Raw genomic sequence first — 17,303 nt, 5'->3', positions numbered from 1 at the left:
GCGGGCCGGGCGGACCCCTAGGGTGTTGGCATGACGTCGACCCCGCCGGAGCCGCCCGAGTCCGACCCCACCGAGCCGACTGTTCCGCTCGAGGGCGGCGAGCCCGACTACGGACGGGCCAACCAGCCGCCTCCGGGGTACGCGCCGCCGCCTCCGGGCGGTCAGGCTCCGCCGCCGCCTCCGGGCTACGGTCCCCCGCCCGGCTACCAGCCGCCACCCGGTGGTTACCCGCCTCCGGGCTACGCGTACGGCGCGCACGCCGGCGCCCCGTGGGGCGTGCACCCGGTGACGGGTGTGCCGTACTCGGACAAGCAGAAGCTCATCGCCGGGCTGCTCAACATCCTGTTGCCGTTCGGCATCGGCCGGTTCTACATCGGCGACACCGGCACAGGCGTCGCTCAGCTGCTCGTGTCGATCTTCACCTGCGGCATCGGCGGAATCTGGTCCCTGATCGACGGCATCCTGATGCTCACCGGTGAGCCGAACGACTCACAGGGCCGCCCGCTCCGTCCGTGACGGGTTGTCCACAGGTCCACGGCAGGGGCTGACAGAACCGCGCGTGTTTCGGTAGTTTCTCGGGCATGCGATTCGGGGGAATTGTTCTGGCCGTCCTGTTGACCCTTGGCGCGTGCTCGTCGGATCCAGCGCCCAAGGAGCCGAAGCGCACGAGCACCTCGGCGTCGCCGACCGCGACCCCGCCGACCATGCCGGCGCAAGCCAAGGAAGACACATCCGAAGGCGCCGCCGCGTTCGTCAAGCACTACATCGACGTCTTCAACTACGCCGCGAGCACCGGAGACGTCGAGGAGTTGTCGCGCCTTTCGTCGCCGAAGTGCGAGGGCTGCCAGAGCTACATCAACCTCTACCGCGACACCTACAAATCCGGCGGCTACTTCAAGGGCGGGAAGTGGACTGCTTCGAAGTTCACGCTCGAAACCGGGGATTCTGAAACTTACGCAACTACAACGATCACCTCCGGCAGGAACCGATTCCGAACGAGTCGAGACGACAACGAACAAACTTCAAGCTCGGAGAAAATCGAACTGACGTTCGCTATCCAAGGGACTTCGGGCTCCCGAAGGATCACCCAACTGGCACTTGGCGACGCGAAATGAAGGGGCTCACTCCATCGATCCTGTCCATCGTGATTCTGCTTGTCACCGGGTCACCAGCTACTTCCGCAATTGACGTCACGCCCGACCCCAGCAAACCGAGGATCCGCCTTCACGGATCAGAAATTGAACGCCCTGACAGGCGGCAAGACGTATCGAACAGGCCAGCTGGGGTGCGCAAGGCCACCGAGACCACTGAGTGCATCGAAGATCCAGGGGCCGGCTTCAATTGCGAGCCAGCACCTGAGGCGCCGACACGGGTTCAGCCTGAGGACATCACCGACGGGGATGTTTTGCGGGCAGTGCGGGAGATCGGGTTGCCGAGCCTCAAGGTGCGGATCCAGCCCGGCGAGGAGACCCTCGTCAACATCGAGACCATCTTCTACACGCGGCCGCAGCCCTTCGAGCGCAGCATCACGCTGCTGGGCTTCGACATCGATCTCGTCGCCGAGCCGATCCGCTACACCTGGGTCCACGGCGACCGCACGGTCAAGACCACCAGCCGGCCCGGCAAGCCGTACCCGGCGATGGACGTCACCCACCGCTATCGCGAGCCTGCCGACAACGTACGTCCGCGCGTCGACGTGACCTACCGGGTGCGCTACCGCGTCGACGGCGGCGCATGGCAGACCATCGGGCAGACGCTGCAGGCATCCGGACCGGCTGCGGACCTCGACGTCCGCGAGGCCGCACCCGTGCTCACCAAGCGCTGACGACGTGAAGATCCTGCCGATCCGACGAGTGCAAGAATGGCCGCATGCCCATTGCAAACCACATCGTTGAGCTGATCGGCAACACCCCGCTGGTCCGTCTCAACTCGGTCACCTCCGCGGGATCCGCGACCGTGGCCGCCAAGATCGAGTACCTCAACCCCGGCGGCAGCGCCAAGGACCGCATCGCGGTCAAGATGGTAGACGCCGCCGAAGCCTCCGGAGCCCTCAAGCCCGGCGGCACGATCGTCGAGCCGACCTCCGGCAACACCGGGATCGGGCTGGCGCTCGTCGCCCAGCAGCGCGGCTATCACTGCATCTTCGTGTGCCCCGACAAGGTCGGCGAGGAGAAGCGCAACGCCATGCGCGCGTACGGCGCCGAGGTCGTGGTGTGCCCGACCGCCGTGCCGCCGGAGCATCCCGACAGCTACTACAACGTTTCCGATCGTCTGGTCCGCGAGACCGAGGGCGCTTGGAAGCCCGACCAGTACTCCAACCCCGCCGGACCCGAGAGCCACTACGAGACCACCGGACCCGAGATCTGGGCTGACACCGACGGCAAGGTGACCCATTTCGTCGCCGGCGTCGGCACCGGCGGCACGATCACCGGCGTCGGCCGCTACCTCAAGGAGGTCTCCGGCGGCAAGGTCAAGGTCATCGGCGCCGACCCCGAAGGCTCGGTCTACTCCGGCGGCACGGGCCGGCCCTACCTTGTCGAAGGCGTCGGCGAGGACTTCTGGCCCAGCGCGTACGACCCGTCGATCCCCGATCAGATCATCGCCGTCAGCGATGCCGACTCGTTCGAGATGACCCGCCGGCTCGCTCGCGAGGAAGGCCTCCTGGTCGGCGGATCGTGCGGCATGGCGACCGTCGCGGCCCTGCAGGTCGCCAAAGAGGCCGGACCGGACGCCCTCGTGGTGGTCCTGCTGCCCGATGGCGGCCGCGGCTACCTCGCGAAGATCTTCAACGACGAGTGGATGTCGTCCTACGGCTTCCTCAGCGAGCCGCTGGACGGTCACACCCACCAGGTCACGGCCGGTGAGCTGCTGCGCAGCAAGTCCGGCGGCATGCCGGCCCTGGTGCACACGCACCCGTCCGAGACGATCCGTGACGCGATCGAGATCCTGCGCGAGTACAACGTCTCGCAGATGCCCGTGGTCGGCGCCGAGCCGCCCGTCGTGATCGGCGAGGTCGCCGGCAGCGTCAGCGAGCGCGCGCTGCTCAGCGCTGTGTTCGAGGGCCGCGCCCACCTCACCGACGCCGTTTCGCAGCACATGGAGCCCGCCTTCCCGCTCATCGGCGGCCAGGAGGACCTCGACACCGCCCTCAAGGCGCTCAGCGCCAGCGATGCCGTGATGGTCGTCGAGGACGGCAAGCCGCTCGGTGTCCTGACCCGCCACGACCTCTTGGGGGTTCACGTATGAGTGAAAAGAAGAGCACGCAGGACGAGGGCGCGTGGCAGGGATTCGCGACCCGCGCGATCCATGCGGGCTATGAGCCGAACGCCGAGAACGGCGCGGTCAACGTGCCGATCTATGCGTCGTCGACGTTCGCGCAGGACGGCGTGGGCGGCATGCGAGGCGGCTATGAGTACGCCCGCACCGGCAACCCCACGCGTACGGCGCTCGAGGCCAACCTCGCCGCGCTCGAGGGTGGCGCCCACGGTCGGGCGTTCAGCTCCGGCATGGCGGCCACCGACTGTGCACTGCGTTCGCTCCTGCGGCCCGGCGACCACCTCGTCATCCCCGACGACGCGTACGGCGGCACGTTCCGCCTGATCGACAAGGTGTTCACCCAGTGGGGCATCACCTACACCGTCGCCGCGGTCAACGACCTCGACGCGATCCGGGCCGCGATCAGGCCCGAGACCAAGGCTGTGTGGATCGAGACGCCCACCAATCCCCTGCTGAACGTCGGTGACATCGCCGCGATCAGCGAGATCGCCCACGCCGCCAACGCCAAGCTCGTCATCGACAACACCTTCGCGTCGCCCTACCTGCAGCAGCCGCTCGCGCTGGGCGCCGACATCGTGCTGCACTCGACGACGAAGTACCTCGGCGGCCACTCCGACGTCGTGGGTGGAGCGCTCGTCACCGATGACGACGAGCTCGACACCGCGTTCGCGTTCCTGCAGAACGGAGCCGGCGGCGTGCCGGGCCCGTTCGACGCGTTCCTGACGATGCGCGGGGCCAAGACGCTCGCCGTCCGCATGGACAAGCACTGCGACAACGCCGAGGCGATCGTCGAGTTCCTGCAGGGGCACTCCGCCATCTCGTCGATCCTCTATCCCGGTCTCCCCGAGCACCCGGGCCACGAGGTCGCGGCCAAGCAGATGCGGCGGTTCGGCGGCATGATCTCGGTGCGTCTCGCCGGCGGCAAGCAGGCTGCGCTCGACTTCTGCGCCCGCACCGAGCTGTTCACCCTCGCGGAGAGCCTCGGCGGCATCGAGTCGCTGATCGAGCACCCCGGCGCGATGACGCACGCCTCGACCGCGGGCTCGCTGCTCGAGGTCCCGGACGACCTCGTACGCCTGTCCGTCGGCATCGAGGACATCGGCGACCTGATCGGCGACCTGGAGCACGCATTGCGACCGTAAGGCGCTCAAGGTTGACCCCACGAGGCGTGGGCAGGGCCGCCTGGACGCTGCAACCGCTCTACGTCGTCACCGAGGTCGTCGTCGGACTGCAGGCCTCGCGGGACTACAGCTTCGTCGACTCGACCGTCAGCGACCTCGGCAACACCTCGTGCCGGACGATCCGCGGCGACGTGCTGTGCTCGCCATGGCACGCGACGATGAACGTCGCGTTCATCTGGTTCGGGGTGACCCTCGCCCTCGGCGCGCTCCTGCTCGGCTCCCGCATCCTGCCAGGCCGAGTCGGCACAGCGGCCGTCGTGACGTGGTGCGTCTCGGGCCTCGGCTCAGTCGGTGTGGGGCTGGTGCCGGTCAACGAGAACGGCGGGCTGCACGGGCTCGTCGCCCTTCCGGTCTTCCTGGCTCAGCCCACCGCGCTGGTGCTCACGGCGCTCAGCCTGTGGGCCACACGTCCCGGGCTCGCACGCGCCACTCTCGCGGCCGCGGCGCTGTCGGCGATCGGAGTCCTCGGCTTCGCGGCACTGCTGGCGGGTGACGGGTCAACCGCCCTCGGCGGGTTCGAACGCCTTGCCCTCTGGCCGGGCTACGTGTGGGTCGGCGTCATCGCCATGCTGAGCCGCCGGCGCACAGCCGACTGACAGGACGATCAGGCGGTGCGTTCGTCGTCTTCGGCGACGCCGGGCAGGCCGACCTGCTCGAAGTCGATCTCCGGGCGGGCGATGCCGGTCTCGTCGAGCACCGTGAACTCGCTCGCGGTGAGCCGGCGGGTGTCGCCCTCGATCTGCTTGACCTCGCCGAGCATCCGCGCCTCGTCGATGCCGTCGAGCTTGCGGGCGGTCACCAGCACGCGACCCTCGAGCGAGCCGGCGAAGTCGTTGTAGGACCGCACCGTGGTCTCGATCGACCGGCCCAGCTTGGAGACATGGTCGGACAGCTTGCCGAGCCGCTTGTAGAGCTCGCGACCCAGGTCGACCAGCTCCTGGGCGTTCTCGGCGAGGTCTTCCTGCTTCCACGTCAGTGCGACGGTCTTGAGCGTGGCCCACAGGTTGACCGGTGTCGCGAGCACGATGCCACGGCTGAAGGCGTACTCCAGGAGGGTGGGATCGGCGTCGAGGGCGGTGTTGAGGATCGCCTCGCTCGGGATGAAGGCGATCGTGTACTCGGGGCTGACCGGCAGTCCGGTCCAGTACTCCTTGCCGGCCAGGGCATCGACGTGCCCGCGCACCTGCTTGGCGTGCTGGGTCTGGAGCGTCTTGCGCTCGGCCTCGCTGATGTCCTCGCGGAACGAGTCGATGAACGCACTGAACGGCACCTTGGAGTCGATCGCGACCTGCTTGCGACCGGGCAGCTTGATCACCATGTCGGGGCGCCGGGCGCCGGAGTCGGCGGAGATCGACTCCTGCACGGAGTAGTCGATGCGGTTGAGCAGCCCTGCGGACTCGACCAGCGTCTTGAGCTGGAGCTCACCGTAGGCACCGCGCACCGAGTTGTTGCGCAGCGCGGCTGACAAGGTCTCGGCGGCCATCTTGGACTGCTCGGCGCTCTGCCGGGTCGCGCGGATCTGCGCGGCGAGGTCGCCGTGCTGCTCGCTGCGCTGCTTCTCGAGGTCGAGGACCTTCTGCTGCATGTCCTTGAGCTGCGCGGCGACCGGCGCGAGCTTCTGCAGCACCTTGCTCTCGGTCTGCGTCGCGGCCTCGCGCTGACGGGTCTCCTGGCGGTGCGCCTCGACCGTCTGGCGGTGCTGCTCCTGCGCCTGCACGAGCTGCTCACGCAGGCCCTGGACCGACGCCTGGGCGGCGGCGAGCTGCTGCTCGACCTCAGCGCGTACGACCGCCTCGTCGTGACGGATCTGCGAGATCAACGCCTCGTGGCGTGCCTCGGTCACCTGCGGGTCGATCGACCCCGTGGACTCAGCGACGACGCCCGCACGCCCGAACAACCAGCCTCCGACGAGGCCGAGCGCGAGTCCGACGAGAAGCACGATGACGAGTTCCATGTCGTCAGTGTCGCAACCGGGACCGACACATTCGTGGAGGAAGGCCACTGACACGCCCGATCGGCCCCACGAGACCCCCGGGACTGCCAGAATCGTCAACCATGTCGACCGTGATGCTCCTGCTGGCCCACCCGAGGGCCACGAGCTATTGCCACGCGATCGCCCAGCGTATCGGCGAGAGCCTGCTCAACCTCGGCCACGAGGTGCGGTCGCACGACCTGTACGCCGAGCTGTTCGATCCCGTGCTCACCGCCGAGGAGTCGCACACCAGCGGCGGTGCGATCGAGTCGGTGCTCGCCCGCGAGAACGACCCGCTCGTGGCGCTGCACCGCGAGGAGCTCCGCGTGGCCGACGGACTCATCGCCGTGCACCCCAACTGGTGGGGCATGCCGCCGGCGATCCTCACCGGCTGGATCAACCGCGTGGTCGTGCCCGGCGTCGCCTACCGCCTCGCGGAGGCCACCGGCTACCCCGAGCCGCTCGCCCCGATCACCGAGCTGTTCGTGGTCAACACGTCCGACACGACCGACGAGCGGGAACGCGACCTCTACAAGGACCCGCTCGACTCGATCTGGGGACGCTGCGTCGCGCCCTACCTCGGCGGCCCACGCGTGACCCGGCGCGTGCTACGGCCGGTCGGCGACTCCACGAACGAGCAGCGAAAAGCCTGGCTCGACGAGGTCGACGCGCTGGCAGCGCAGACATTCGGCACCGCCCTTTAGTCTGGCCGGTATGTCTGAACGTCGCGGGTTCCTGGGTGAGGTGTCCTGGTTCCAGGTCGCCGCAAGTGTCCTTGCGGCGGTGACGGCCGCGTGGATCGCGTCCTCTCTGGGCGTCGCGGGCACCCTCGTCGGCGCCGCGGTCGGCAGCGCGGTCGTCACGCTCACGTCGGCGTTCTACGCGCGTACGCTCGACAAGGGCCGCACCCTGCTCGTGACCACGGCCAGCGGCACGATCATCCAGCGGCGGGTCGACGAGGACGGTGAGATCGCCGAGACGATCGACCAGGCCGCCGAGGACGCACCCGTCGAGCGCGCCGAGTTCGTCCCCGACGAGGCGCCCCCGCGACTGCACTGGAAGACCATCATCGCGACGACCGTCGTCGTGCTGCTCCTCGCGCTGGCGGCCATCACGACGTACGAGCTGGTGACCGACCGTACGCTCGACGGCTCCAAGGGCACCACGATCGGCGACACCTTCGGCGGCCACAAGGGCAAGCCCAAGCCGAGCGACAAGCCGACCGATCCGACCACCACACCGACCAAGACCGACCCCACGACGACACCGACCCCGTCGGCCACCACGCCCACACCCAGCGACACGGCGACGACCCCGACTCCGACCCCCACCGAGACGACCGAGCCGGCGGAATGAACCCCGTCATGGCGGCGTTGACCCGGCCGACGCCCTGGAAGGAGGCTTCATGACCATCTACCTGACCCCGAACATCAGCGACGAGAAGATCGCCGCGCTCGACCTGTTCGACGCCTACCGCTACGGCGAGGACCTGCTCGACTCGCGCTTCCCGCGCGACGCCGCACGCGTGCTGCGCAAGGTGGTCGAAGCCGAGCCCGACAACTCCGCAGGATGGGAGCTGCTCGGCCGGGCGCACTTCGCGGCCGCCCAGCTCTCGCCCGCCGAGGACGCGTTCCGACGCCTCATCGAGCTGGAGCCCACCAGCATGTGGGCGCAGACCGCACTCGGGCTGACCCTCGACCGGCAGAGCCGTCACCGCGAGGGCGCAGTTCATCACCGCGTCGCTGCGGCGATGGGCGCGTCCGAGCGCGACGCCACGCGCGTCGAGCTCGTCGACAGACAGACCGGCTGAGCGTCCTGGACACGCAGCAGGCTGCCGTCGCGACCGCCCTCGCGCTCGTCCTCATCCCGACCGTGTGGCGGACGACCAGGCATCTCGTGACGCTGGTGCACGAGGCCGGTCACGCGGTCGTGGCAGTGCTGACCGGGCGGCGACTCAACGGCATACGGCTGCACAGCGACACCTCGGGGCTGACCGTCTCCAGCGGTAAGCCCCGGGGTGCCGGCATGATCGCGACGGCGGCGGCCGGCTACCTCGCGCCGGCAGCGCTCGGCCTCGGCTCCGTGCTGCTGGTCGACGGCGGGCACACCCCTTGGGCCCTGTATGCCGGGCTGGCCACCTTGGCGCTGATGCTGCTGTACATCCGCAACTGGTTCGGCCTCGTCGTGGTCGGGCTCAGCGGGGTCGCCGTCGGTCTGCTGATCTGGAAGGCGCCCGAACGTGTGCAGGACTTCGCCGCGCTGGCGTTCGCTTGGTTCCTGCTCGTCGCCGCACCACGCATGACTGTTGACCTCTGGGCACACCGGCGGCGCGTCCGTACGCGTACGACCGACGCCGACATCCTCGCCCGCCTCACGATCCTGCCCGCTGCGGTGTGGAACACCATCTTCCTGCTGCTGACGCTCGCCGCGCTCGCCGGTGCGGTACGCGTGACCGATCTGCTCACCTGATTGACTGGCGGACGTGTTCACCGTCGGCAAGGAGCTCCCAGGCGCACTCGGGCGCAGCGGCACGATCTCGACCCCGCACGGTGAGATCCGCACCCCGGCGTTCATCCCCGTCGGCACGCGCGCCACGGTCAAGGCCGTGCTGCCCGAGGCGATGGCCGACCTCGGCGCGCAGGCGCTGCTCGCCAACGCGTACCACCTCTATCTCCAGCCCGGCGCCGACATCATCGACGAGGCCGGCGGCCTCGGCACGTTCATGAACTGGCCCGGCCCCACGTTCACCGACTCCGGCGGGTTCCAGGTGCTGTCGCTCGGCGCGGGCTTCAAGAAGACGCTGTCGATGGACGCCAAGGGCGCCGAGGCCGACGACGTCATAGCCGAGGGCAAGGACCGTCTCGCGATCGTCGACGACGACGGCGTGACGTTCAAGAGTCACCTCGACGGCACGAAGCACCGCTTCACCCCCGAGGTGTCGATGCAGATCCAGCACCAGCTCGGCGCCGACATCATGTTCGCCTTCGACGAGCTGACGACGCTGATGAACACCCGCGGCTACCAGGAGGAGTCGATCAAGCGCACGCAGGCCTGGGCCGAGCGTTGCGTCGTCGAGCACCAGCGGCTGTCGGCCGAGCGGGCGCACAAGCCGCGGCAGGCGCTGTTCGGCGTCGTGCAGGGCGCGCAGCACGAGGACCTGCGCCGCGCTGCCGCCCGCGGGCTCGTCGGGCTCGACTTCGACGGCTACGGCGTCGGCGGCGCAATCGAGAAGGAGAACCTCGGCACGATCGTGGGTTGGGTCAACGAGGAGCTGCCCGACGACAAGCCGCGCCACCTGTTGGGGATCAGCGAGCCCGACGACCTGTTCACCGCTGTTGAGAACGGTTGCGACACGTTCGACTGCGTCTCGCCGTCGCGGGTGGCCCGCTCGTCACGCGTGTATGCCATGACCGGCCGCTACAACCTCAACGTCGCCGCGTCACGGCGCGACTTCGGCCCGATCGACCCTGAGTGCGACTGCTACACGTGCGGGCACTACTCCAAGGCGTACCTGCACCACATGTTCAAGACCAAGGAGTACGTCGCGGCGACCCTCGCGACGATCCACAACGAGCGGTTCACGGTGCGGCTCGTCAACGACATGCGTACGCACCTCGAAGCCGGCACGTTCGCCGAGTTCAAGGCCGACTTCCTGACCCGGTTCTACGGCCCTCCCGCACCCTAGCGAGGGCGCTCAGCGCCCGAGCGGGAGCGAGCGAGGAACGAGCGAGCGAAGGGCAGTGCCGTCAACCACTCGCGCCGGGAGGTCATGTCACCACGCTTCGCTCGCAGAGCTCGCTCCCGCTCGGCCGCGGACGGCCTCACTAGCGAGCGAGTTCTAAGCCCAGTAGGACGGCTCGCGGTCCTTGAGCAGGCGGATGACCAGCATCGTGACCGGCATGACGATCAGCTCGACGGCGCACTTGAAGACGAACCCGACGACGAAGTAGTTGACGAACTGGCCACCCGTCGAGATGCCGATCGCCGACGCGGCGATGGCGCAGAAGATCAGCGTGTCCGCCGCCTCGCCGACACCGGTCGACCCCGCGAGCCGGCGGAACAGCCCGGGCTCCGCGCTTCGGGCCTTCATGCGTACGAGCACCCACGAGTTGAGGAACTGGCCGGTGAGGTACGCGATCATCGACGCCGCCACGATCTGCAGACCGGACCAGACGACGCTCTCGAACGCCTCCTGGTTCTCGTAGAAGCTCGCGCCCGGCAGCTTCATGACGATCAGGAACGTCGCGAACGTCATGATCGCCGTGCCGAAGCCCACCAGGATCGCCCGCCGCGCGGCCTTGAAGCCGTAGACCTCGGACATGACGTCGCCGAGGATGTAGGCCAGCGGGAACAGCACCGCTCCCCCGTCGGAGATGATCGGCCAGATCTGCACCGGGCCCAGCGACAGGTCTCCTGAGCCGAACTCGGTGGCCTTGGTCGCGGCGATGTTGGACACCACGAGCACGACGCAGAACACCGCGAGGATGACGTCGTAGTAGGACGATCCGCGGGACGCGTAGTGGATCTCGCGTTCGGGCTGAGCAGCGGTTTCCTGCGATGTCATGGGCCCATCCTGCCAGTCTGGGCACCTCTGGGAGAATCGAGTCATGACCGCCGAGCTGCCGACACGTACCGACGTGCTCGTCGTCGGCGCCGGCCCTGCGGGCTCGGCGGCCGCCGCCTGGACCTCACGCTTCGGCATGCAGACCGTCCTGGCTGACGCGGCAACGTTCCCGCGCGACAAGACCTGCGGCGACGGCCTCACGCCCCGTGCGATCGCCGAGCTGCAGCGACTCGGCCTCGAGGACTGGGTACGTGGCCACGGCACCAACCGCGGGCTCCGCGCGTCAGGGTTCGGCCAGGAGCTCCTGCTGCCCTGGCCCGGCGGCTCGCTGCCCGACTGGGGTTCCGCGGTCCCCCGCACCGAGCTCGACGACAAGATCTTCCGTGTCGCGGTCGAGTCCGGCGCCACGCCACTCGAGGGTGCCCGCGCCGTCGATGCCGAGCGCGACGCCGCCGGCAAGGTCGTCTCGGTGACGTTCCACCTCGGCAAGGACCGCACGCCGCACACGATCCAGTGCGACCGGCTCGTGATCGCCGACGGCGTACGCTCGCCGCTCGGTCGGGTCCTCGGCCGCGAGTGGCACCGCGACACCGCGTACGGCGTGGCCGGCCGCTCGTACGTGAAGTCCGGCCGCAGCGACGATCCCTGGATCTCCTCGCACCTCGAGCTCCGCGGTGAGGACGACGAGCTGCTGCCCGGATACGGCTGGATCTTCCCGCTCAGCGACGGCGAGGTGAACCTCGGCGTCGGCGCGCTCGCGACGGCCAAACGGCCCGCCGACCTGCAGATCCGGCCGCTCATGGAGTACTACGCCGGTCTGCGCCGCGAGGAGTGGGACCTCAGCGGTGAGCTCCGTATGCCCACCAGCGCGCTGCTGCCGATGGGCGGCGCGGTGTCGGGCGTCGCCGGGCCCAACTGGATCCTCGTCGGCGACGCCGCCGGCTGCGTCAACCCGCTCAACGGCGAGGGCATCGACTACGGCCTCGAGACCGGCCGCGTCGGTGCCGAGCTCATGCGCACGCACACCGACCTGCAGGACGCCTGGCCCACCCTCCTCACGACGCACTACGGCGAGGCGTTCTCGATCGCGCGTCGCCTCGCCGGACTCATCACGGTGCCGCGACTGCTGCCCACCGCAGGGCCCGTCGGCATGCGGTCGCACCGCCTCATGACCTTCGCCCTGCGGGTCATGGGCAACCTGGTGACCGACGAGGACCGCGACTTCACTGCACGCCTCTGGCGTTGGGCCGGCCGGCAGTCCGTACGCCTCGACGATCGCCCTCCGTTCTCTTCCTGACGGATTCCCTACGAACGCGACAACCGGCCGCTAATCTCTGGCCATGACCGAACCGCCTCCGGGTCAACCGCCGTACAACCCACCGCCTCCCGGCTACGGCCCGCCTCCGGGTTACGGCCCTCCGCCGCCTGGTTACTACCCGCCACCGCCGGGCTACTACGGTCCGCCGCGCTTCGAGGTCGGCCAGGCGTTCGGCTGGGCGTGGGCCAAGTTCAAGGCCAACACCGCGACCCTGCTCACCGGTGGCGTCATCATGCTGCTGGCGACGATCGCCATGTATGCGGTCGCGATCGCTGTGGTGTTCGCGGTGGTGCCGCATCCAACGCTGACGTTGACCGATTCCGACACCGGCGAGCTCGATGGTGTCGGCCGCTACTTCGCCACGCTGGGCGTCAGCTATGGCGTGTTCTTCCTGCTGTCGATCCCCTTCGCGGTGGTGTCAGCAGGCCTGATCCGCACGGGCCTGCGGATCGCGGACGGTGAGTCGCCCGGTGTCGGCGCCCTCTTCTCGTACCGCAACGCTCCGCGCATCATGCTGACGTCGCTGATCATCTCCGTGGTGACACTGATCGGGTTGATCCTCTGCTACGTGCCCGGCCTCGCCTTCGGCTTGTTCGCCGGTTTCACGCTCTACTTCGTGGTCGATCAGCGTCAGGGTCCCATCGCTGCGATCAAGTCGAGCTTCGCGGTCGTGAAGGCCAACTTCAGCAACGCGCTGGTCGCGACGCTGCTGGCCGGGCTCGTGGCGACCGGAGGAGTCATCGCCTGCTTCGTCGGCATGATCTTCACGGTGCCGTTCGCCATGCTCGTGCACGTGTACACGTACCGGTTCCTCAGCGGCGGCACCGTCGCACCCTGACCGCTCGCGCACACACGAAAGGCCCGGCCGAAGCCGGGCCTTTCGTCGTTCAGTGGATCACGCAGCAGGCGGAGCCGGCGGCGTGTCGTTCTTCTTGATCTCCGGGATCTTCTCGCCCGACTCCTTGAAGGACAGGAACGTGAAGACCGTCAGCGCGATGCAGGCGATCCAGAGCAGGTAACCCGACCAGCCGGGGCCGACATCCAGACCCGGGAAGTTGGGGTCGCCCGGGAACAGAGCCCGCAGAATCAGCAGGACAGTGCCGAGACCGGCCGTGCCGAGCGCCACGAGGCTCCACGGCACGCCGTCCGGAAGGTTCTCCTTCGAGAATGCCTTGACGGCAACGATGGCGGTCGCGGCAATGATCAGCAGGATGCCCAGAGTGGCGTAGCTCGTCCAGGCATTGGTCCCGGCTGACGAGGTGATCGCGCTTGAGCCCGGACCGTCGTATGACGCGGTGACGTAGCTGCCGAAGAACGACAGGATGATGGCGACAGCACCCGAGATCAGTGCGCCTTGTTCGAACTTGCCCAAAGACTTGAAGTCAGCGGCCATAGTTATTTTCTCCCAACGATGAATGTTAGGGCTGAATCTAGTGCCCCGAGCGTCCTATACGACAGCAATTCCACCGGTAATCACGCCGTGTCTTGGGCGGTCGAAGTGTGGTAGAGGTCTGGATCCTCACACCCGGGAGGACGCCGCAGACGTCGCCGGAGCGGTAGGTCGATCGGCCAGCATCGCACCGACGAGGCCGGCCACCATGCCAACGACCAGCAACCCGAACACGACAAAGGCCGACCAGCCGAACCTGAGCCCCAGACCGTCCAGGTTCTCGATCGCCACGTTCGTCTCATAGGCCCGGTAGAGCACGAACATCGCGATGGCCAGGACACAGGACACGCTGGTCAGCCCCGACACCAGGCGGCGCCCCACCGACAGCTGCGTCGGCAGGACCGCTGCCACGACCGCGAGGAGGAGCCCACCAGCGACCACCAGGCAGCCGAGGAGGCCGAACGTGCCGCGCCACGGCGTGGCACCGGCGGAGGTCGCCGCGAGACCTTGGATGTCGATCGTCAGCACGAGGAACTTCCGAATGAACGTCGCCCCGAGGGCTGCGAGCAATGCCACCGCCGCCACGATCCGTGCCGCCAGTCCGAGAGGGTTCATCGCCGAAAGCGTATCCGCGCATCAGGCAGCGCACAGCCAGACACCCACGTACGACACAATCTGCGTCATGGATGCAGATGTCATCGTCGTCGGAGCGGGCCTCGCCGGCCTCGTCGCCACCGCAGAGCTCGTCGAAGCCGGCCGCAAGGTCATCCTCGTGGACCAGGAGGGCGAGCAGGGCATCGGCGGCCAGGCGTTCTGGTCGTTCGGCGGCCTGTTCCTCGTCGACTCGCCCCAGCAGCGCCGCATGGGCATCAAGGACTCGGTCGAGCTGGCGATGCAGGACTGGATGGGCAGCGCCCAGTTCGACCGCGACGAGGACAACTGGCCGCGGCAGTGGGCCGAGGCGTACGTCAACTTCGCCGCCGGCGAGAAGCGGGCCTGGCTCAAGGAGCGCGGCCACAGCCTGTTCCCGGTCGTCGGCTGGGCCGAGCGCGGCGGCGGGCTCGCGAGTGGCCACGGCAACTCCGTCCCCCGGTTCCACATCACCTGGGGCACCGGTCCCGGCATCGTCGAGCCGTTCGAGAAGCTCGTCCGGGCGGGCCACGACCAGGGACTCGTGCAGTTCGCGTTCCGCCACCAGGTCGACGAGCTGATCGTCAGCGACGGCGCCGTCACCGGCGTACGCGGGCAGGTCCTCGAGCCCAGCGACGCCGAGCGCGCCGCACCCACCTCACGTACGTCGATCGGTGAGTTCACGATGACCGCCCAGGCCGTCATCGTCACGTCGGGCGGCATCGGCGGCAACCACGACCTCGTACGCGCCAACTGGCCCGAACGGCTCGGCACTCCCCCGCAGCACATGATCTCCGGCGTCCCGGCTCACGTCGACGGCCGCATGCTCGGCATCGCCGAGTCGGCCGGCGCGAGCCACATCAACCGCGATCGCATGTGGCACTACGTCGAAGGCATCAAGAACTGGGACCCGATCTGGCCCAAGCACGGCATCCGCATCCTCCCCGGACCGTCGTCGATCTGGCTCGACGGCGGCGGCAAGCGCCTGCCGATCCCGGGACTGCCCGGCTACGACACCCTCGGCACGCTCAAGCTGCTCCGCCAGAGCGGCCACGACCACTCGTGGTTCGTGCTGACGCAGGCGATCATCGAGAAGGAGTTCGCCCTCTCCGGCCAGGAGCAGAACCCTGACCTGACCGGCAAGAGCGTGCGCGAGCTGCTCAAGCAGCGACTCGCCAAGGGCGCGACCGGCCCCGTCGAGGCGTTCAAGTCCAAGGGCGAGGACTTCATCGTGGCCGACACGATCGAGGAGCTCGTCGCCGGCATGAACGCCCTGACGCCCGAGGCGCCGGTCGATGTCGACGACGTACGCCGGCAGGTCGCCGACCGTGACCGCGAGCTCGACAACGCATTCACCAAGGACCTGCAGATCGCCGCGCTCAAGCAGGCACGCAGCTATCGCGGCGACAAGCTCATCCGTGTCGCCTCCCCGCACAAGATCCTCGACCCCAAGAAGGGGCCGCTGATCGCCGTACGCCTGCACGTCCTGACCCGCAAGTCGCTCGGCGGGCTCGAGACCAACCTCGACTCGCAGGTCCTCGGCACCGACGGATCGCCGCTCGACGGGTTGTATGCCGCGGGTGAGGTCGCCGGCTTCGGTGGTGGCGGCGTGCACGGCTACAACTCGCTCGAGGGCACGTTCCTCGGCGGCTGCATCTTCAGCGGACGCGCCGCCGGCCGCGCCGCAGCGAAGCAAGTCGGGTGAGGTCGACGTAGGTTTGGACGTATGAACACCGCACCGCTGCTGGAGCTCAACGACGGACGCCAGATGCCGGTCCTCGGCTTCGGGACGTACTCGATCAAGGACCCCCAGGTCTTCGTCGAGGCGATCGCCACCGGCTACCGCCTGCTCGACACGGCCACCCGCTACGAGAACGAGACAAAGGTCGGCCGCGGCATCGCCGAGTCGCCGGTGTCGCGCGACGAGCTGTTCGTCACGACCAAGCTGCCCGGCAACGCCCACGGCTCGCAGGGTCCACGCATCGAGCTGACCGCCTCTCTCGAGAGGCTCGGACTTGATCACGTCGACCTCTTCCTGATCCACTGGCCGCTGCCTCGCATCGACAAGTACGTCGAGACGTGGCAGGCCATGATCGAGCTCCGCGACGAAGGGCTGGCGACGTCGATCGGCGTCTCCAACTTCCTCCCGGACCACCTCACACGCCTCGTTGCGGAGACCGGCGTGGCGCCAGCCGTCAACCAGGTCGAGCTGCATCCCTACTTCCCGCAGGTCGAGCAGCGTGCCGCCGACGAGGCCTACGACATCGTCACGCAGAGCTGGACGCCGATCGGTCGGGGCACCGACCTGCTCGACAACCCCGTGCTCGCCGAGATCGGAGACCGGCACGGCAAGTCGCCGGCCCAGGTGGTGCTCCGGTGGCACACCCAGATCGGCGCCGCACCGATCCCCAAGTCGGCGACACCGGAGCGGTTCCGCAGCAACCTCGACATCTTCGACTTCGAGCTCGACCAGGACGACCTCGACCGCATCGCCGGGCTCGACCAGGGCCGGCGCATCGGCGGCGACCCGCGTACGCACGAGGAGTTCTGAGCGCCGAACCGCTAGGTTCCTTGCATGACCGCTCTCGCGCTGATCCTCGCCGGCGTCGCCGCCCTGCTCCACGTGCTGTTCTTCAAGCTGGAGTCGCTCGACTGGCGCAAGCCCAAGACGTGGAAGACGTTCGGGCTCGAGTCGCAGGCCGACGCCGACACGACCGCCTCGCTGGCGTTCAACCAGGGCTTCTACAACCTGTTCCTCGCCATCGGCACCGCTGTGGGCATCGGGCTCATCGCGTTCTCCGACGACCACGACGCGACCGGCTGGGCCCTGATCGTGTTCGCGTGCGGCAGCATGCTCGCAGCCGCGGTGGTGCTGATCTCGCACGGCGGCAAGTCGTACGCCCGGGCGGCCACGATTCAGGGCCTGCCGGCATTGCTGGCCGTCGTCACGAGCCTCATCGCCGCCAACTGAC

The 17,303-nt window shown here is 68.5% G+C and carries 20 protein-coding genes; 16 read left to right on the top strand and 4 right to left on the bottom strand.

What is annotated here, in order from left to right; all coding sequences use genetic code 11:
• Nucleotides 1-30: 30 nt before the first annotated feature.
• The 6 genes from BOSE46_RS05310 to BOSE46_RS05285 all read left to right on the top strand — a co-directional run bounded on the left by BOSE46_RS05310 (nt 31) and on the right by BOSE46_RS05285 (nt 5,053).
• Entirely contained in the window at nt 31-516 is a 486-nt protein-coding gene (locus tag BOSE46_RS05310) for a TM2 domain-containing protein (RefSeq protein WP_159538955.1), read from the top strand.
• 65 nt (nt 517-581) lie between these two features.
• On the top strand, nt 582-1,115 hold the full coding sequence (locus BOSE46_RS05305; RefSeq protein ID WP_159538953.1) for a DUF6318 family protein: 534 nt from the start codon (nt 582-584) through the stop codon (nt 1,113-1,115).
• A gap of 314 nt (nt 1,116-1,429) precedes the next feature.
• Nucleotides 1,430-1,825: a hypothetical protein gene (locus BOSE46_RS05300; RefSeq protein WP_159538951.1), complete on the top strand. Its 396-nt coding sequence runs from the start codon at nt 1,430-1,432 to the stop codon at nt 1,823-1,825.
• 44 nt (nt 1,826-1,869) lie between these two features.
• Entirely contained in the window at nt 1,870-3,246 is a 1,377-nt protein-coding gene (locus tag BOSE46_RS05295) for a cystathionine beta-synthase (RefSeq protein ID WP_159538949.1), read from the top strand.
• Nucleotides 3,243-4,418 (top strand): cystathionine gamma-synthase, encoded by a 1,176-nt coding sequence (locus tag BOSE46_RS05290; protein ID WP_159538947.1) that lies wholly within the window; start codon nt 3,243-3,245, stop codon nt 4,416-4,418. The genes BOSE46_RS05295 and BOSE46_RS05290 overlap by 4 nt, the downstream gene beginning before the upstream one ends.
• Before the next feature lie 26 nt (nt 4,419-4,444).
• Complete coding sequence (locus BOSE46_RS05285) at nt 4,445-5,053, top strand: DUF998 domain-containing protein (protein ID WP_159538945.1); 609 nt, start codon at nt 4,445-4,447, stop codon at nt 5,051-5,053.
• An 8-nt stretch (nt 5,054-5,061) separates the two neighbouring features.
• Here the strand turns inward: BOSE46_RS05285 and rmuC are convergent, their stop codons facing one another.
• Nucleotides 5,062-6,411 (bottom strand): DNA recombination protein RmuC, encoded by a 1,350-nt coding sequence (gene rmuC, locus BOSE46_RS05280; protein WP_159538943.1) that lies wholly within the window; start codon nt 6,409-6,411, stop codon nt 5,062-5,064.
• Nucleotides 6,412-6,512: 101 nt separating this feature from the next.
• On the opposite strand from rmuC, the gene BOSE46_RS05275 reads away from it, so the two are divergent.
• Genes BOSE46_RS05275 through tgt form a run of 5 tightly spaced genes read left to right on the top strand, consistent with a single transcriptional unit; the run spans nt 6,513 to nt 10,114 of the window.
• On the top strand, nt 6,513-7,133 hold the full coding sequence (locus BOSE46_RS05275) for an NAD(P)H-dependent oxidoreductase (protein WP_159538941.1): 621 nt from the start codon (nt 6,513-6,515) through the stop codon (nt 7,131-7,133).
• A gap of 10 nt (nt 7,134-7,143) precedes the next feature.
• Nucleotides 7,144-7,785, top strand: a complete 642-nt coding sequence (locus BOSE46_RS05270) for a hypothetical protein (RefSeq protein ID WP_159538939.1) — start codon at nt 7,144-7,146, stop codon at nt 7,783-7,785.
• Between the two features lie 49 nt (nt 7,786-7,834).
• Nucleotides 7,835-8,239: a tetratricopeptide repeat protein gene (locus BOSE46_RS21420; RefSeq protein ID WP_236551618.1), complete on the top strand. Its 405-nt coding sequence runs from the start codon at nt 7,835-7,837 to the stop codon at nt 8,237-8,239.
• Complete coding sequence (locus tag BOSE46_RS05265) at nt 8,236-8,898, top strand: M50 family metallopeptidase (protein ID WP_371415502.1); 663 nt, start codon at nt 8,236-8,238, stop codon at nt 8,896-8,898. The genes BOSE46_RS21420 and BOSE46_RS05265 overlap by 4 nt, the downstream gene beginning before the upstream one ends.
• Before the next feature lie 13 nt (nt 8,899-8,911).
• Nucleotides 8,912-10,114 carry a tRNA guanosine(34) transglycosylase Tgt gene (tgt, locus tag BOSE46_RS05260; RefSeq protein ID WP_236551617.1) on the top strand — a complete coding sequence of 401 codons (1,203 nt, stop codon included), beginning with the start codon at nt 8,912-8,914 and terminating at the stop codon, nt 10,112-10,114.
• 153 nt (nt 10,115-10,267) lie between these two features.
• On the opposite strand, the gene BOSE46_RS05255 is transcribed toward tgt, so the two are convergent.
• Nucleotides 10,268-10,993: a queuosine precursor transporter gene (locus tag BOSE46_RS05255; protein ID WP_159538935.1), complete on the bottom strand. Its 726-nt coding sequence runs from the start codon at nt 10,991-10,993 to the stop codon at nt 10,268-10,270.
• 43 nt (nt 10,994-11,036) lie between these two features.
• On the opposite strand from BOSE46_RS05255, the gene BOSE46_RS05250 reads away from it, so the two are divergent.
• A complete protein-coding gene (locus tag BOSE46_RS05250) occupies nt 11,037-12,290 on the top strand; it encodes a geranylgeranyl reductase family protein (RefSeq protein ID WP_159538933.1) in 1,254 nt (417 codons plus the stop codon).
• Between the two features lie 43 nt (nt 12,291-12,333).
• Nucleotides 12,334-13,149, top strand: a complete 816-nt coding sequence (locus BOSE46_RS05245; protein WP_159538931.1) for a hypothetical protein — start codon at nt 12,334-12,336, stop codon at nt 13,147-13,149.
• 57 nt (nt 13,150-13,206) lie between these two features.
• Here the strand turns inward: BOSE46_RS05245 and BOSE46_RS05240 are convergent, their stop codons facing one another.
• Both BOSE46_RS05240 and BOSE46_RS05235 read right to left on the bottom strand, forming a co-directional pair.
• The gene (locus BOSE46_RS05240) at nt 13,207-13,704 is read right to left on the bottom strand and encodes a hypothetical protein (protein WP_159538929.1); all 498 of its coding nucleotides are present in this window, start codon (nt 13,702-13,704) and stop codon (nt 13,207-13,209) included.
• Nucleotides 13,705-13,830: 126 nt separating this feature from the next.
• Complete coding sequence (locus BOSE46_RS05235) at nt 13,831-14,316, bottom strand: hypothetical protein (RefSeq protein ID WP_159538927.1); 486 nt, start codon at nt 14,314-14,316, stop codon at nt 13,831-13,833.
• 67 nt (nt 14,317-14,383) lie between these two features.
• On the opposite strand from BOSE46_RS05235, the gene BOSE46_RS05230 reads away from it, so the two are divergent.
• From BOSE46_RS05230 to BOSE46_RS05220, 3 genes are read left to right on the top strand one after another with little or no spacing between them, the layout of a single operon-like run.
• Nucleotides 14,384-16,036, top strand: coding sequence for an FAD-binding dehydrogenase (locus BOSE46_RS05230; protein ID WP_159538925.1), 1,653 nt, complete (start codon nt 14,384-14,386; stop codon nt 16,034-16,036).
• A gap of 21 nt (nt 16,037-16,057) precedes the next feature.
• The gene (locus BOSE46_RS05225) at nt 16,058-16,882 is read left to right on the top strand and encodes an aldo/keto reductase (protein ID WP_159538923.1); all 825 of its coding nucleotides are present in this window, start codon (nt 16,058-16,060) and stop codon (nt 16,880-16,882) included.
• Nucleotides 16,883-16,906: 24 nt separating this feature from the next.
• The gene (locus tag BOSE46_RS05220; protein ID WP_159538921.1) at nt 16,907-17,302 is read left to right on the top strand and encodes a DUF1304 domain-containing protein; all 396 of its coding nucleotides are present in this window, start codon (nt 16,907-16,909) and stop codon (nt 17,300-17,302) included.
• The last annotated feature ends 1 nt before the right edge of the window (nt 17,303 follow it).

Source organism: Aeromicrobium sp. 9AM (assembly GCF_902506105.1).
In the GTDB taxonomy this organism is placed as follows: Bacteria; Actinomycetota; Actinomycetes; order Propionibacteriales; family Nocardioidaceae; genus Aeromicrobium.
The sequence above is the reverse complement of the archived record's forward strand: the minus strand, read 5'-3'. Positions and strand labels throughout refer to the sequence as shown.

Coding starts and splice junctions, on each gene's coding strand:
- BOSE46_RS05295 (WP_159538949.1), top strand. CDS start 1,870: ATGCCCATTGCAAACCACATCGTTGAGCTGATCGGCAACACCCCGCTG.
- BOSE46_RS21420 (WP_236551618.1), top strand. CDS start 7,835: ATGACCATCTACCTGACCCCGAACATCAGCGACGAGAAGATCGCCGCG.
- BOSE46_RS05220 (WP_159538921.1), top strand. CDS start 16,907: ATGACCGCTCTCGCGCTGATCCTCGCCGGCGTCGCCGCCCTGCTCCAC.
- rmuC (WP_159538943.1), bottom strand. CDS start 6,411: ATGGAACTCGTCATCGTGCTTCTCGTCGGACTCGCGCTCGGCCTCGTC.
- BOSE46_RS05305 (WP_159538953.1), top strand. CDS start 582: ATGCGATTCGGGGGAATTGTTCTGGCCGTCCTGTTGACCCTTGGCGCG.
- BOSE46_RS05290 (WP_159538947.1), top strand. CDS start 3,243: ATGAGTGAAAAGAAGAGCACGCAGGACGAGGGCGCGTGGCAGGGATTC.
- BOSE46_RS05310 (WP_159538955.1), top strand. CDS start 31: ATGACGTCGACCCCGCCGGAGCCGCCCGAGTCCGACCCCACCGAGCCG.
- BOSE46_RS05270 (WP_159538939.1), top strand. CDS start 7,144: ATGTCTGAACGTCGCGGGTTCCTGGGTGAGGTGTCCTGGTTCCAGGTC.
- BOSE46_RS05240 (WP_159538929.1), bottom strand. CDS start 13,704: ATGGCCGCTGACTTCAAGTCTTTGGGCAAGTTCGAACAAGGCGCACTG.
- BOSE46_RS05250 (WP_159538933.1), top strand. CDS start 11,037: ATGACCGCCGAGCTGCCGACACGTACCGACGTGCTCGTCGTCGGCGCC.
- BOSE46_RS05255 (WP_159538935.1), bottom strand. CDS start 10,993: ATGACATCGCAGGAAACCGCTGCTCAGCCCGAACGCGAGATCCACTAC.
- BOSE46_RS05225 (WP_159538923.1), top strand. CDS start 16,058: ATGAACACCGCACCGCTGCTGGAGCTCAACGACGGACGCCAGATGCCG.
- BOSE46_RS05235 (WP_159538927.1), bottom strand. CDS start 14,316: ATGAACCCTCTCGGACTGGCGGCACGGATCGTGGCGGCGGTGGCATTG.
- BOSE46_RS05275 (WP_159538941.1), top strand. CDS start 6,513: ATGTCGACCGTGATGCTCCTGCTGGCCCACCCGAGGGCCACGAGCTAT.
- BOSE46_RS05245 (WP_159538931.1), top strand. CDS start 12,334: ATGACCGAACCGCCTCCGGGTCAACCGCCGTACAACCCACCGCCTCCC.
- BOSE46_RS05230 (WP_159538925.1), top strand. CDS start 14,384: ATGGATGCAGATGTCATCGTCGTCGGAGCGGGCCTCGCCGGCCTCGTC.